The following is a 15,691-nucleotide window of genomic DNA, read 5'->3' on the forward strand; positions in this document are numbered from 1 at the left end:
CATCTAACTATCTAAAATAGCATAAACATGAAAAATATAATTAACAGTGTCTGCGTGTTCATTGGATCCGCACTGCTATTTTCGGCTTGCACCAAGCAGAAATATGAATTGGGTGCATTGGCCAGTAAAAGCGCCTTGTTCTTCACCATTGCGCCTTCGTCGGCAAATCCTAATAATATCGTTTTGACCAGTTTGACGCCTAACCTTACTCCTGTATGGGTTACGCCTTTCGGTCAATCCCAGCGGGTGAAGGATACGGTCAACATTCCGTTTCCGGGGACATATAAATTTGTTTATGGGGTGGAGAGCGCCGGTGGGTTCGTCCAGGCCGACACGACTACCGTAACGATAAATACGCTGGACGCGACGGCTGTGAGCTCCACTCCGTGGGTCAATCTTACGGGAGGATATGGGAAATCGAAAACCTGGGTCCTGGACATAACGCCTACGGGCACAAGTAAACTATTCAACGGGCCTATCTACTTCGGTGGGACGGGTTGGGAATGGGATGCCGGGTGGGCTTCCTGGATCTGCCCCGTGGGTGATTACGGATCCATGACTTTTGATCTGATAGGGAATGCAAATTTTAGCTCCAACAATAAGATGCTGCCCCTGGGACAAGCCAATGGCCATTTTATGCTCTATACGAACACCAACCAGCTGGCCACCATTGGAGCAGAGCTGATCCATGATCCAACCCAGGGCCCCAATATTGCCAACTGGTACGCAAAAATGAGCATAAAATCACTTACGGCCGATGGCCTGCAAATTATTGCTTTAAAGGATGCCAACGATTGGTGTATTTACAACTACGTGAGCCAGGATTACTATACTACACACTAAATACAAACGATTGCACCATGAAAAGAAAATATGTCCGGGGGACTTTAATGCGCCTGTATTTCGGTGCACTGGGATTGTTATTCTCCATAAGTGCTTTGGCTCAACTGCCCACCGCCCAGTCCATTGCTGCGAAAATGAAGATCGGCTGGAATCTCGGTAATACCCTTGAAGCGGTTTGTAGTGCAACGGCATGGGGTGGAGTGACACCCACCCAGCAACTGATCGACCAGGTGAAGGCTTCGGGGTTCAATACGGTACGACTGCCCTGTGCCTGGGATTGTCATGCGACCAACGGCGTCATCGATCCCAATTGGCTGGCCACGGTAAAGCAGGCAGTGGACTATTGTATAAACGACAGCCTTTATGTGATCATAAACATCCACTGGGACGGCGGCTGGTTGGAGAATAATGTCACGACGAGTGCGCAGGCGTCGGTGAACGCCAAGCAAAACAGCTACTGGACGCAGATCGCCAACTATTTTAAAAATTACGACCAGCACCTGCTCTTTGCGAGCGCCAACGAGCCGAACGTATCCGACGCGACGGGGATGTCGGTACTGTTATCGTACCACCAGACGTTCGTCAACGCCGTTCGGGCGACCGGTGGCAACAACAGCTCCCGTACGCTCATCGTCCAGGGGCCCGCAACGAGTATATCGCGCACCAATACCCTGATGAATACGCTGCCGACGGATCAGATCGCCGGCAGAATGATGGTGGAGGTGCATTATTACGATCCTTATCAGTTCTGCCTGATGACGCAGGACGCCAGCTGGGGCAATATGTTCTACTACTGGGGCGCCGGCTACCATTCCACCACTGACGTCACCCGCAATGCCACCTGGGGCGAGGAGAACTATGTCGATTCGTGTTTTTCGCTGATGAAGGCCAAATTCGTCAACAATGGGATCCCGGTGATCATAGGGGAATTCGCCGCCGAGAAGCGGACGCTGAGCCCGCCGTCGGATCAGACGCTTCACAATGCGTCGCGCCAGTATTGGTACCGGTATGTGGTGAGCTCCGCAAGGGCCAGGGGCCTCGTCCCGTTCTGCTGGGACATCAATCTGGGTATCTATAACCGCAGCACGCCGACGGTGCTCGACCAGGGGATCATCGATGCCATGAACCAGGGGGCGGGTAGCGCATATGTGACGCTGACCAATAATGCCAGCGGGCTGCTGGTCGACGGGATGTACCGGTCGTCCAATGGCTCGGCCTGCGGACAGTGGAGCAACAGCGGCAGTGATGCACAGCAATGGCTGCTGCAGCCGGCCGGCAGGTATGTGAACCTGATCAATAAGGCGACGGGGCTGTACCTCGATGGCTTTTGGTTGACGACGAATGGCTCGACTTGCGGGCAGTGGAGTTACAGCGGAAGCGATGGGCAGCAATGGCTGATCCAGCCGGCCGGAAATTACTTTACCCTTTCCAACAAGGCCACCGGCATGTATATCGATGGGTTGTACAGTTACTCGAATGGGTCCAACCTGGGCCAGTGGACGGGGAGTGGCAGCACGGCCCAGCAATGGACGCTCGGTACCGTCGGGCATATACAACCGTCAGCCACGACGGTGACATCGACCTCCCGGCAGATGGGCAGGCAACTGAATGAACCGGCGGGTAATGGGCTGCAGGCTTTCCCGAATCCCTTTACCTCCACCCTGCACCTGACGCTGGACAACCCCGACTCGGTAAAAGAGATCGCGATCGTCGACCTCTCGGGCAGGCAGGTGCAACTCATCGAACATGCCGCGATATCGAAGTCGATGTTCATCGGCGCTTCGTTGAGCACGGGCACCTATTTCATCAGGATCTACGGGGTCAACGGACAGAGAATGCTTACAGTGATAAAGATTTCCAAATAACTAAAAATCTCGCAATAGGTAATGAGTTATAGGTGTAGAAAAGCAATGCCGGCGTTGCTGCTGGCATTTGCTTTCATCATGGACGCCGGCGCGGCATATTCACAACCGGCACAAACCGACGACACGCTTTACAGACAGATCAATGCGCGGATAAAGCAAATGACCCTCGAAGAAAAGGTAGGAATGCTGCACGCTAATTCCTCCTTCACCTCCGGCGGCATTTCCCGGCTGGGTATACCCGAACTGACCATGAGCGACGGCCCCCACGGGGTCCGCATGGAACATGGCCGCGACTGGCGGACGGATAACGATCACGTGGATGACAGCGCTACTTATCTCCCTACGGGCGTTTGTCTCGCCAGCACCTGGAACCCGGCGCTGGGCTATGCTTATGGGGCCGTATTGGGAAGCGAGGCCAATGCACGGGGGAAGGATGTTATACTCGGTCCGGGGATCAATATCATCCGTTCGCCGCTGAACGGCAGGAACTTCGAATACCAGAGTGAAGACCCTTACCTGGTTTCGAGAATGGCAGTAGGCTATATAAAAGGGGTGCAGGACCAGGATGTGTCGGCCTGTGTTAAACATTTTCTTGCCAACAACCAGGAAACGGAGAGGGGGCGGGTGAATGTCATCATGAGCGAAAGAGCCTTGCGTGAAATATACCTGCCCGGTTTCAAAGCAGCTGTAACCGAAGGCGGAGTGTATTCGGTAATGGGGGCTTATAATAAGTTCAGGGGCGAATGGTGTACCGAAAACCGGTACCTGGTGAATGACATTCTAAAAGGAGAATTTAAATTCAAGGGCCTTCTCATGAGCGATTGGGGTGCGGTGCATAATACGCAGGAAGCATTATGGAACGGCACCGACCTTGAAATGGGCACCGATCTCATGGGAAGGGCTTATGACAAATTCTTTTTGGGAGATACGGTGATCTCATTGGTTAGGAAGGGCATGATCGACGAAAAGCTGGTTGATGAAAAGGTGAGGCGCATCTTGTATGTGATGTACAGGATCCACAAATTTGGCGGCAGAAAACCAGGCGCCTTTAGCACGAAAGATCATTTTGCAACTGCCCGTAAAGTGGCGGAAGAGGGTATTGTGCTCTTAAAGAATGATCATCTCCTGCCGTTGAAGGCATCGGATATAAAAAAGCTGGCGGTGATAGGAGCGAATGCGGTGCGGCTCCAATCGGAAGGAGGGGGGAGCTCGCAGGTGCGGACCAGGTATGAGATCACCTTGCTGGATGGGTTAAAAAACCTTGCGGGCAATGCGGTCGATATTTCGTATTCGCCGGGCTATGCGATCGTCAAAAATGCGGGTATAGACCAGGAACTGATCGACTCGGCAGTGGCGGCGGCCCGGAGGGCCGACGTAGTGGTCTTCGCCGGCGGTTGGACACATGGTTACAACAACTATTCGTGGACGGATAATGCCTTTGATGCCGAAGGAACCGACAAGCCCGATATGACCCTGCCGTTTGGACAGGACCAGCTGATTGCAGCCGTCCTGAAAGCCAATCCCAGGACGGTGGTCGTAATGATGGGCGGCGGACCGGTAGATATGACGGCATGGGTGGAAAAGGCGCCGGCTGTGATACAGGCCTGGTATCCGGGGAGTGAAGGTGGGAATGCATTGGCAGAGATACTGTTCGGAGTGGTAAACCCTTCGGGAAAGCTACCCATGACCTTCCCGCGGCGCCTGGCGGAGAGCCCGGCTCATGCATTGGGGCAATTCCCCGGGGATTCCGTCAATGTGCATTATACCGACGACATATTTGTCGGCTACCGGTATTTCGATACCTGGAAGATACGGCCGCAATTTGCATTTGGCCATGGTCTATCCTATACGACATTTGGCTACTCTGACATGCAGGTTACCGCCGGCAAACAAGGTGCTACCGTTGGCGTGACGGTTTCCAATACCGGTAGGGTAGCGGGGGCCGAGGTGGTGCAAGTGTATGTCAAGGAAAATGTAAGTGAACTAAGAAGACCGGAAAAGGAGCTGAAAGGCTTCGTAAAGGTATTTCTTCGGCCCGGGGAAAGCAGAAAAGTGACCATTTCCCTGAACAGGCAATCGTTCGAGTATTACAACGACCTGAAAAACAGGTGGGTGCTCGAGCCCGGGGCTTTTACCATTCTATGTGGCAGCGCTTCCGATGATATCCGGATTACAAAGGTGGTCCGGATAAATTAGGCGTTTAAACCAATTTTACCCTAAAAATAACAGAATTATACCGTGGGCAGCAACGATTGAACACCTTCATTTGCTAGTTGCTGTACCCTGTCTGTCCATATATCAAATTATTTTTGCATTGGTTGCCGATCTTAAATTAAAATCAAGACGATTGCGTATGAAAAAGCAGACTCTCAAAAGAGCGACGATTTACTTTGTGTGGTGCGCGCTCATCCTTCTCCTGTTTTGCACCGGCGGAAATGCACAGGCTCCGCCTTCCTCCCTTCAAATTACCGGTAAAGTAGTGGTCAGTCCGGGCGACAAACCCCTCCAGGGCGCCACTGTCATGATCAAGGGGCGCACTTCGGGCACGCAGACAGACAAAGACGGCCTGTACAGTCTGAGCGCTAAAGAAGGTGATGTGTTGATTATCAGCTTTGTGGGCTACTCAGCCCAGCAGATTAGGGTAGGCGCCCGGCAGGTGATCAACGTCCGCCTCGAGGTGGAGGATAAGAGCAAGTTGAATGACGTCGTTGTCATCGGGTATGGAAAGGTTCGCCGCGGGGATGTGACCGGGTCGATTTCTTCTCTCTCCGGCGCGGAGCTGATGAAGACCCAGCCGGCAACTTTCGATCAGGCCCTTCAGGGAAAAGTCGCGGGCGTAGTGGTACAGCAGGTGTCGGGACAACCCGGCGGCGGCGTATCCATTCAAATACGGGGCGTGTCTTCGATAAGTGGCTCCAATTCACCGTTATATGTTATAGATGGGGTTATTATTCCTCCCGTCAACGACCCTGGTAGCGGTTCTAATCCGTTAAACACGATCAATCCTGCTGAAATAGAATCGATAGATGTGCTGAAAGACGCTTCTGCGACTGCCATATACGGGTCGCAGGCAACCAATGGGGTCATTGTAATTACTACGAAGAGAGGCAGAGCAGCGGCGCCCCAGATAAATTATGATCTCTATGCCGGATACCAGGAGTTACCCAAGAGACTCCCGACCATGAATCTGCGGCAGTTTGCCACTTTTATTAATGACCGGGCACAAGTATGGGGCTTCGGCGCCAGACCCGAATTTGCGAATGCGAAATACTTAGGCGCCGGTACCGACTGGCAAAAAGAATTGTTCCGGAAAGCACCGGAAATGAATCATACCATTTCTGTAAGCGGTGGTGATGCCAAGACCCAGTATCTATTATCGGGCTCTTATTTCGAGCAACAAGGAATGGCGCTTGGCTCGGATTTTCAACGATTTTCGGTGCGGCTGAATCTGGATAATAAGACCACCAATTGGCTAAAAGTAGGAACCAGTCTTCAACTGGCGCATGTTTACGAAAATCTGAATACGACTGCCTCCAGCGTGATCAGCTCTGCACTGAATCTTACACCCGATGTTCCGGTACAGAACCCCGATGGCTCCTGGGGCGGTGTAACCAACACCAGCGGCTGGGTGAGTGGGGTCGTCAACCCGGTGGCAATAGCACAAATTGTCAAAAACCAAAAGAAGAGAAATCAGGTATTTGGCAATGTGTATGCCGAGATACAATTTTATAAAGATCTGTCATTGCGAAACGAAGTATCCGGCAATTTCGATTTTAATACACAGGATAATTTTACGCCTACGTATACTTTTGGTAAAGTTGTTAATGGCACCAACTTCGGCTCCACGGCTATCAACCAGAACATTTATACGGTGATACGCAATTACCTGACGTATAATCACTATTTCAGTAATTTTAGTCTCAATGCATTAGCAGGGCATGAAGCGCAGTCGTCCAATTTCGAAAATGCCGGTGGCCAACGATCGAATTTCCCTTCCAACAATGTGCAGGCCCTTAATGCCGGCGATGCTACCACAGCCAAAAACTCGGGCGACAATGGACTCGGTTCTTCACAGGAATCCTATTTCGGTCGCATCAACTTTTCCTGGGATGATAAATATCTGATCACCGGTAATCTGCGGAACGATGGTTCATCTAATTTTCCGGCCCGTAACCGTTGGGTTACTACCTATTCGGGGGCATTTGCCTGGAAGATCAATAATGAGGCGTTTCTGAAACCTATAACTGTTATTAATGAATTGAAATTGAGGCTTGGTTATGGACTTACCAACAACCAGGGCATACCGGGCAACACCTTCGTAACGCAACTCCAAACAGTGGCTAATGGCTTGTCGGGTATAGCACAGTATCAAAGCAATCTCGCAAATCCCAATGTAACATGGGAAAAGACAAATTACTATAATGCAGGCCTGGATGCAACGTTGCTTAATGGCCGGCTAAGTTTTTCAGTAGATGCTTACTACCGTAAAACGGACGGGCTTTTATTAAAGGTTCCGCTGCCGATATACTCCGGTACTTCCGCCGGTTATTCCCCGGGATCGATGGCGGCGCCCTATGTCAATGTCGGTGCTGTCAGCAATAAAGGGTTCGACTTCAGGATCAGTTCTACCAACCTCAATTATAAAAATTTTACATGGAAAACCGATGTCACCGTATCGCGTAATATCAATAAAGTACTCAATTTAGGTGCCGGAGATCAGGCCAACTTAAGCCAAAAGTCCTATGTGATCAACGATATCGTCGAAAAGACGGTGGTGGGTCAGCCCATCGGCGAGTTTTATGGCTATATATTCGATGGAATATTTGCAAAACCAGCAGATTTCCAAAAGCATGCCCTGCCGGTCGACCAGAGTGGCAAGGCTTATCCGATTTCTCCGGCGGGCGGGGGGATCTGGTACGGCGACCGGAAGTTTAAGGATTTGAATGGCGACGGTGTTATCGACACAAAAGACCAGACCTTTTTGGGCTCTCCCATTCCCAAATTCCAATTCGGGATCAATAATACCTTTTTCTACAAAAATTTCGACCTGAATATTTTCTTTAGCGGCAGCGTCGGCAACAAGATATTCAATGAGTTGGCCGTAGCCCAGACCAATTCGCAAAATAATACCAACTATTTTTCATCGGTATTGAATTATGCACGATTGGCTTTGATAAACCCCAATGGCTCTGCATCCGATGTCAACAATGTATATGTTACCAACCCGAATACGCATGTTGTAGGATTGAGGAACGATAATACCAACGGTAATAACCGTTCTTCCAATTTGTTTATCGAAGACGGTTCATTCCTGCGGTGCAAAAACATAACATTGGGTTATAAACTGCCGCCAACTGTCTTGTCGGCAATGCACTTGCAGACATTCCGGGTATTTGCTACTGTGTCCAACGCATTCATCATTACCAAATATTCGGGCATGGATCCCGAGATCGGATCATGGAATCCCCTCCAGGCAGGTTGGGACCAGGGATATTACCCTCAGTCAAGAATATATACTGTTGGTGCAAACATCACATTTGCTAAATAAGGCAATCACTAAGAAAACGCATTATTATGAAATCGATCAATAAAATAACGATCTTTTTGCTATTGGCGGCAGCAGCGGCGGGATGCAAAAAGAGCTTTTTGGATCGTCCGTCGACCTCGCAGATAAGTTCTGCTACTTTTTACAAAACCACATCCGATCTGCGGCTTGCTACGGCCAGCCTGTATGGCGGTTCGGAGTGGTGGCAATGGCACAATGGAGCTTTGTTGCCGTTTGGCGACGTAATGAGCGGAAATGCTTATTTCCCGTGGTATGGCGACCTGGTTCAGTTGTATACACGTACTATAACAGGGCAGAATGGCATTGTGTCAAGTGGTTGGACAGGTCTGTACAATGTGATAGCGCAATGTAATACGGTGATCAATGCGATAGAACAACAGGCCTCTTCATCTATTTCCGCCACCGATAAAAATGCAGCCATCGGCGAAGCAAAGTTCGTTCGCGCAGTTGCGTACTACCATCTGGCAGTGTTGTGGGGTGCTGTGCCTATTATCGAGGATAATAGTAAACTGATCAAACAACCGTTGGTTTACAGGAATACCGTTTCGGACGTATATAAATTCATTGCCAATGACCTGACTTTTGCAGCGCAAAACCTTCCCAATGCCGATGTAGCGGGACGGGTAACTACCTGGTCGGCGCAAGGAATGCTCGGCAAAGTGTATCTGACGGCGGCGGGTTTGGGGCAAAGTGGCGGCGGCGTACGCGATCAGGCTTTACTCGACAGCGCCGTAAAATATGCCGGCAATGTGTGTAAGAACAGCGGATTGTCGTTGCTTCCCAGCTATTATAATCTTTTCAGGGCGCAATACAACGATAATCCGGAATCGCTATTTGCCCTTCAGTGGACAGCAGGGGTGGGTTATGGCAATGGCAACGATTGGCTAACTTATTCGCCCAGCAACGACATAAATCCTCTAAAGACGGGTGCATGGACACCTTTAGCGCCAACCTACGACTTATACCAGAACTATACATGGAAAGATACAGTCCGGCGAATAGCTACTTTCATGATGAATGGAGATTATTATCCCGAATTGAATGCGGCAGGTGGCGGCTATAAGGCGACTTCAGTGTCAATGAAAAAGCACATCATCGGCAACGAAAAAGATAACAATGCGCCGACAATGGATATCTGGTCGTCCATCGAACACAATTCAATTCTCAGATTGGCCGATGTGTACCTGGTATATGCCGAAGCCATTTTGGGCAACAATGCCAGCACAACCGACGCTGATGCCCTGTTGTATTTTAACAAAGTGCGAACGAGAGCCGGTGTAGATCCTGCTCCAATGTTGAACATCGACACCCTGCTTCGGGAAAGAAGGGTCGAATTTGCCTTTGAAGGACAATATTGGCTCGACCTGGTGCGGCTTTCTTATTATAATCCGCAAAAAGCGGTCGGTATCATCAATAATCAGCAGCGGATGACATTTAGTTATGATCCTGCTGCTCGTGTAGCCAAGGCAGATACTACCACTCGTCCAGCTATTATTCCTGCAACGATCAGCGCCTTTACCTTACAAATACCCGCATCGGAGCTGACGTCTGATCCGAAACTGGCCCAACCGCCGGTGGCCTATTATTAATTTAAACATCTAAAATATATTATTATGAAAAATATTTCATATGGCCGCTGGTATTTGTTGCCGCTTTTTATAATGACGGTTGCTTTGCTTCCGGCTTGTAAGAAAAATGCCGGAAGCCCTCCTGTCATCACAGGCGTCAGGAACTATGTTGCTGCACCAAATGATACAGTATTTACCAGCCTTGTGGCAAATGGCCAATGGGTGGTTATAACGGGGGTGCATTTACAAAATCCAATCCAGATAGAATTTGATGGAGTACCGGCTGCTTTCAATAGTGCTTTATTTGCATCGACCAGCGCAGTAGTACAAATACCTGCCATACTGTTCTCATCGATCGATACCAATCAGCTCTATACTGTAAGGTATATAACACCGGCGGGTACGACAACGTTTCCTTTTAAATTAGGTCCGGCAGCGCCGACTATTACCGCCATATCCAATGTCTTTGCCAACCCGGGTGATTCTGTTTTTATTCTCGGTACCAACCTGGTATTGGTTCAACAGTTTTCATATGGGGGGACTGTCATTTCATCGTTTAGATCAAATAGCGACGGAACTTCGCTTGGCTTTGTCATGCCTGCGCAAACACCCACCGACCAGGTAACAATAACCACCCGGAGCGGCACGGCTAATTTTAAAATTGTAGCAACTCCGACTATCAGCGGTGTCTCCAATGAAAATGCCAACCCCGGCGATTCGGTCTATATCTATGGTACGTATCTTAAGAATATTCAATCGCTGTCTTTTGCGGGTACCACCATTACTTCATTTGCTTCCTCCAGTGATGGAAGCTCGGTCGGTTTTGTTTTGCCATCGCTGACGCAAAGCGGGCCCGTGTCCATTACGACAAAATTCGGCGCAACAGCGACTGTTTACAACGTGAATGATATTGCGACAGGCGCGATATCGAATTGGGAATGGAGTGGCGTGTTTAATTGGAAGTGGTGGGGTGGCGCCAGCCTGTACTGCGGTAATCCAAGCAGCGGATGGCCACCATACAATCCTGATTTTAAGGGTAATTCAAGTCAATACATGGTGCTGAAGACAAACATCCTGGCCAGTGGCGAAGGAAATACGTATTCTAATTATGCGATACTCATGAATTCAACACAGTGGGTGCCGGCAGCCCATCTTGGCGACTCGATCAGTAAGTGGGCGTTTAAATTTGAAGCAAGTATCCCCAATGGCTGGAATGGCGGCACGATCGATATTCAAAGCACACTCGGCACCTATGTCGCCCGATGGGAACCGTGGCAGGTTTCTTCAACCGCCACGGCGCCGTATGCTACAAAAGGATGGATCACGGTAACCATGCCTTTCACATCCTTCCGGGCAAAAGACGCTACGCTCGGGGATGGTAAAGGGGCTTCCATATCCAGTTTTGCCGATCTATTGGGGGCTACTGGTAAAAGCGAGTGCACTATGTATATACATAACTATAGCACCTCTTCGACACCCACGGGCTTTTATGGGGCCTTTGATAATTTAAGAGTCGTACAAATTAAATAATAAAGCAAAGCGAATATGAAAACTGTAGTAATGAGAATGGAGATGTTGTATAAAGCGTTTGGGCTATTTATGGCGATTTTAGTTGCTGTTTCCTGCAGGAAAGCTGAAACGGCGGCGTCACCGATCACGCTTACCAATATATCGGATACTATACCGGAAAGTGGCGGAACCGTAGCTTTGTCATTTCATAGTAATGCCGCATGGAGTGTCGATACTACCGGTGCCGGATGGCTTCAACTAAGCCAGACATCGGGCAATAGTGGTGCGGCGACCATCAACTTAACGGCAGCGGCTAATTTGTCGGGCATTAGCCGTTCGGTTCTCCTAACTGTAAATTTAACCAACGGTGAAAGCAGGCGAATTACAGTGATACAGCTTCCCCCAATTTTTCCATCTTACAATACATCTCCGATTGCCGCCGATGGAACAGGCACCGGTAGTACAGCTGCTCAAATAGTGGGAAATATTAAATTGGGATGGAATATCGGCAATTCATTGGAAGCCCCTGGCGGTGAAACAGGATGGGGAAATCCCGTAATCACACAAGCACTCATCGATCTGGTAAAGAACAGCAGGTTCAATGCTATCCGGATCCCGTGTGCATGGAATCAACATGCCGATCAAAAGACAGCGGCCATCGATACTGCCTGGATACGCAGGGTCAAAGAAGTAGTGCAATACTGCATTAATGACGGCATGTATATTTTGCTGAATGACCATGTTAATGACGGCTGGCTGGATTGTACCGCCACCGGCGCGAGATTGGATACTATCAAAGCAAAACAAAAAGCCTATTGGGAACAGATAGCTACGGCGATGCGGGATTTTGATGAACATCTGATGTTGGGAAGCGCCAATGAACCGAATGCTACCGACCTGCCTTCCAGCACGCTGCTGGAGAACTATCACCAGATATTTATTAATGCCGTTCGCTCCACTGGAGGAAAAAATGCTTTTCGCACGCTGGTAATTCAGGCGCCGAGCACCTCTATCGATCTGGCTGATTATTTCACCGCCGTACCGGGGATGCCGGTGGATAAGGTGCCGAACAAGCTGATAATGGAAGTGCATTGGTATACACCTTCTAATTTCTGCCTATTGACATCCGATGCCAGCTGGGGACCGGAATGGTGTTATTGGGGCGCCAACTACCACTCAACAGATGACATTACAAGGAATGCTACAGCAAACACCGAAGAGGCATATGTCGATAGTTCGTTGGGATATGTGAAAAGAAGGTTTATAAATAACAATATACCCTTTTTGATTGGTGAATTTGATGCAGCGCGGCATAATGCCACGCTGACGGGTCATCCACAGGATTCTGTCCTGTCCTTGAATTCCAGATCGCATTTCTTCAGATATCTTACACAAGCCGCCAGGGCAAATGGGATCCCGGCTTTCCTTTGGGACGCTTACTATGATCTCATCGACCGGAAGAACAACGTCGTATACGATCAGCAAGCTTTGGATTCTTTAAAAGCGGGTGCGGGGCTATGAGAAAAGTTATTATGTCAATGGCGGTGCTGAGTTTTTGCTGTTCAGGCCCGACAATTGCCCAACAGTCAAAGCTCAGCGGCCCGGAGATGCCACAGCGGCTGATAAGCGCCGACTTCACGAGGATGGAAGGGAAGTTCAACACTATGTTCAATGAATGCGTCGGCGCCGGAAGGGCTAATGAAGGACTTCGGGCCGACTGGCAACAGCAGCTTGCCTACGTAAGAAAAGAATGTGGGTTCAAATACATCCGCATGCATGGGCTTCTATCGGATGATATGGCGGTTTATCAGGAAGATAAGAATGGAAAACCAGTTTATAATTTCATGTACATCGATGTTTTATTCGATTTTTTACACAGCATCGGCATGAAGCCCTTTGTGGAACTGGGCTTCATGCCGTCAGGGCTTGCCAGCGGCAGCAAGACCATCTTCTGGTGGCGAGGTAACGTAACTCCCCCCAGAGACTACGAAAAGTGGGGTGCGTTGGTAAGGAACCTTGCCCTGCATTTTACGGAACGGTACGGCGCCGATGAAGTAAAGACCTGGTATTTTGAAGTTTGGAATGAGCCTAACCTGGACGGTTTCTGGGCCGGCACCCAGCAAGATTACTTTAAGCTGTATACGTACAGCGCTAAAGCCATTAAGAGCGTCAACCCGGCCTATCGTGTTGGGGGGCCTGCAACTGCCGGCGCTGCCTGGGAGCCGGAGATGATCGAATATTGTCACAGGAATAATGTGCCCCTGGACTTTATCAGCACCCATTCCTATGGCGTAAAGCAGGGATACCTGGACGAATTCGGCAATTCAGGCACCGTACTGGATAAGAATCCTATGAGCGTCAGCGGGGATGTGATCCAATCCCGCAGGGAGATCGCGCATTCGCCGATGCCCGGGCTGGAACTGCATTATACGGAGTGGAGCTCGTCGTATACACCTGCCGACCCCCTTCATGATAGCTATCACGAGGCTTCCTATGTATTGCAAAAGCTGAAGCAGGTGGGTAAGGCCGCCAATTCCATGTCGTATTGGGTCTTCACGGATATTTTTGAAGAGCCGGGCCCTCGTTTTACGCCATTTCACGGAGGCTTTGGAATGCTGACCATCCAGGGCATCAATAAACCCGTATTCTACGCCTACAAGTTCATGAACCAATTGGGGGATATGGAATTGAAAAATAGTGATTCCTCTTCCTGGCTTTGCAGGGATTCCGCGGGCAATATGCAGGCATTGATCTGGGATTTTACCAATACGCATCCGGGGGATTCGGTACACAACCAGAAGTACTACATACGGGACCTGCCGGCCAAACCCAAAGGCAAACTGAAGGTCCGGGTTGAAAATGTGCCCGCCGGAATGTATTCGCTGGAATTGTATAGGGTGGGGTATAAGTGCAATGACGCATATTCTACCTATCTGTCACTCGGCAGGCCGGCGCAGCTCAGCAGCCGGCAAGTGGAAGCGATAAAGAGCCTGAACGATGGGTCCCCCATCCTGAAGGAGATAGTGGAAATCAGGAATGGAGCTCCTTTTGTGAAAGATTGGGAGATCAGAGAGAACGATGTTTTCTTGCTGAACCTCATCAAACTTTAAAGATTATGACGATGAAAGCAACTGTTGTACTATTTTTTCTTTCCCTGCTGGCCACCGGCAGCAGCGCACAATACAGCAACCCCATTTTCGCCGGGGATTACCCCGACCCGAGCATCCTGCGGGACGGCGGCACTTATTATATGGTTAATTCCTCTTTCGAATATTATCCGGGTCTGCTGATCTGGCAATCGAAGGACCTGGTCAATTGGACGCCGGTGGGCAATGCCCTGCACAAATACGTAGGATCGGTGTGGGCGCCCGACCTCGTTAAATATAAGAACAAATATTATATCTATTTCCCCGCCAATAATACCAACTATGTCGTCACCGCGGATTCGATAGGCGGCAGATGGAGCGATCCGGTGGATCTGAAGATCGGGGGGATCGACCCGGGCCATTTTGTCGACACGAATAATAAACGCTATTTATATTTCAGCAACGGGGGGTATGTCCCTTTGTCCGATGACGGACTCACTGTCACCGGCGATCTTTCGCACGTATATAACGGCTGGGTCTTTCCCCGCGAATGGAGTATCGAATGCTTTTGCCTGGAAGGCCCGAAGATCACCAGGCGGGGTAATTATTATTATCTGACGGTTGCGGAAGGGGGAACGGCAGGGCCTGCTACCAGCCACATGATCGTATCCGCACGTTCGAAGTCTCCTTTCGGCCCCTGGGAGAATTCGCCGTACAATCCCATTGAAAGAACTTGGAACAGATCGGAAAGATGGTGGTCGAAGGGGCATGGTACTTTATTCGAGGACGCCAGGGGAGGATGGTGGATCGTATGCCATGGATATGAGAATGGGCATTACAACATGGGGCGTCAAACGCTGCTGGAGCCTGTGGAGTGGACCAAAAACGGCTGGTTTAGGGTCACCAAAAGAGTAAAGACGAGCGGGCCGGTAAGAGGCATCCTGGGTGCACCAAAGGTGGAGGCTTTTTCATTGAGCGACAATCTAGGAGGGCCTGCCCTGAGGCCGCACTGGAAATTCTTCGGCGCGGATGATACGGGAAGATACGAATTTGCCGATCACTGGCTGGTTATCAAAGGTAAAGGCCGGAGTGCCGGCGACTGTTCCCCGCTGTTATGCATTCCTTCAGACCATTCATATACGGCCCAGGTGGAGCTGACCATCGAGGGGAATGCCACCGCGGGGCTGGTGCTTTTTTATAATAATAGTTCCTGTTCAGGGATCCTGGCGGATAGCGCCGATGTTATAGCAGACC

At 49.9% G+C, this 15,691-nt stretch carries 9 protein-coding genes; all 9 read left to right on the top strand.

What is annotated here, in order from left to right:
• The first annotated feature begins 27 nt into the window (after window positions 1-27).
• The gene (locus tag IEY39_RS00510; RefSeq protein ID WP_188927454.1) at window positions 28-843 is read left to right on the top strand and encodes a hypothetical protein; all 816 of its coding nucleotides are present in this window, start codon (window positions 28-30) and stop codon (window positions 841-843) included.
• Between the two features lie 17 nt (window positions 844-860).
• A complete protein-coding gene (locus IEY39_RS00515) occupies window positions 861-2,708 on the top strand; it encodes a cellulase family glycosylhydrolase (protein ID WP_188927455.1) in 1,848 nt (615 codons plus the stop codon).
• A gap of 21 nt (window positions 2,709-2,729) precedes the next feature.
• Window positions 2,730-4,904, top strand: a complete 2,175-nt coding sequence (locus IEY39_RS00520; RefSeq protein ID WP_229688704.1) for a beta-glucosidase — start codon at window positions 2,730-2,732, stop codon at window positions 4,902-4,904.
• 157 nt (window positions 4,905-5,061) lie between these two features.
• A complete protein-coding gene (locus tag IEY39_RS00525) occupies window positions 5,062-8,256 on the top strand; it encodes a SusC/RagA family TonB-linked outer membrane protein (RefSeq protein ID WP_188927457.1) in 3,195 nt (1,064 codons plus the stop codon).
• 26 nt (window positions 8,257-8,282) lie between these two features.
• Window positions 8,283-9,863 (top strand): RagB/SusD family nutrient uptake outer membrane protein, encoded by a 1,581-nt coding sequence (locus IEY39_RS00530; protein ID WP_188927459.1) that lies wholly within the window; start codon window positions 8,283-8,285, stop codon window positions 9,861-9,863.
• 24 nt (window positions 9,864-9,887) lie between these two features.
• A complete protein-coding gene (locus IEY39_RS00535; RefSeq protein ID WP_188927461.1) occupies window positions 9,888-11,372 on the top strand; it encodes a glycan-binding surface protein in 1,485 nt (494 codons plus the stop codon).
• 15 nt (window positions 11,373-11,387) lie between these two features.
• On the top strand, window positions 11,388-12,872 hold the full coding sequence (locus IEY39_RS00540) for a cellulase family glycosylhydrolase (protein ID WP_188927463.1): 1,485 nt from the start codon (window positions 11,388-11,390) through the stop codon (window positions 12,870-12,872).
• Window positions 12,869-14,461, top strand: a complete 1,593-nt coding sequence (locus tag IEY39_RS00545) for a GH39 family glycosyl hydrolase (RefSeq protein WP_188927465.1) — start codon at window positions 12,869-12,871, stop codon at window positions 14,459-14,461. Before IEY39_RS00540 ends, IEY39_RS00545 begins: the two co-directional genes overlap by 4 nt.
• A 5-nt stretch (window positions 14,462-14,466) precedes the next feature.
• Window positions 14,467-15,691: family 43 glycosylhydrolase (locus IEY39_RS00550; protein WP_229688705.1), on the top strand; the 1,225-nt coding region annotated here is incomplete at its 3' end.

The organism is Puia dinghuensis (assembly GCF_014642875.1).
GTDB classification, from domain to species: domain Bacteria; phylum Bacteroidota; class Bacteroidia; order Chitinophagales; family Chitinophagaceae; genus Puia; species Puia dinghuensis.

Coding starts and splice junctions, on each gene's coding strand:
- IEY39_RS00510 (WP_188927454.1), top strand. CDS start 28: ATGAAAAATATAATTAACAGTGTCTGCGTGTTCATTGGATCCGCACTG.
- IEY39_RS00515 (WP_188927455.1), top strand. CDS start 861: ATGAAAAGAAAATATGTCCGGGGGACTTTAATGCGCCTGTATTTCGGT.
- IEY39_RS00520 (WP_229688704.1), top strand. CDS start 2,730: ATGAGTTATAGGTGTAGAAAAGCAATGCCGGCGTTGCTGCTGGCATTT.
- IEY39_RS00525 (WP_188927457.1), top strand. CDS start 5,062: ATGAAAAAGCAGACTCTCAAAAGAGCGACGATTTACTTTGTGTGGTGC.
- IEY39_RS00530 (WP_188927459.1), top strand. CDS start 8,283: ATGAAATCGATCAATAAAATAACGATCTTTTTGCTATTGGCGGCAGCA.
- IEY39_RS00535 (WP_188927461.1), top strand. CDS start 9,888: ATGAAAAATATTTCATATGGCCGCTGGTATTTGTTGCCGCTTTTTATA.
- IEY39_RS00540 (WP_188927463.1), top strand. CDS start 11,388: ATGAAAACTGTAGTAATGAGAATGGAGATGTTGTATAAAGCGTTTGGG.
- IEY39_RS00545 (WP_188927465.1), top strand. CDS start 12,869: ATGAGAAAAGTTATTATGTCAATGGCGGTGCTGAGTTTTTGCTGTTCA.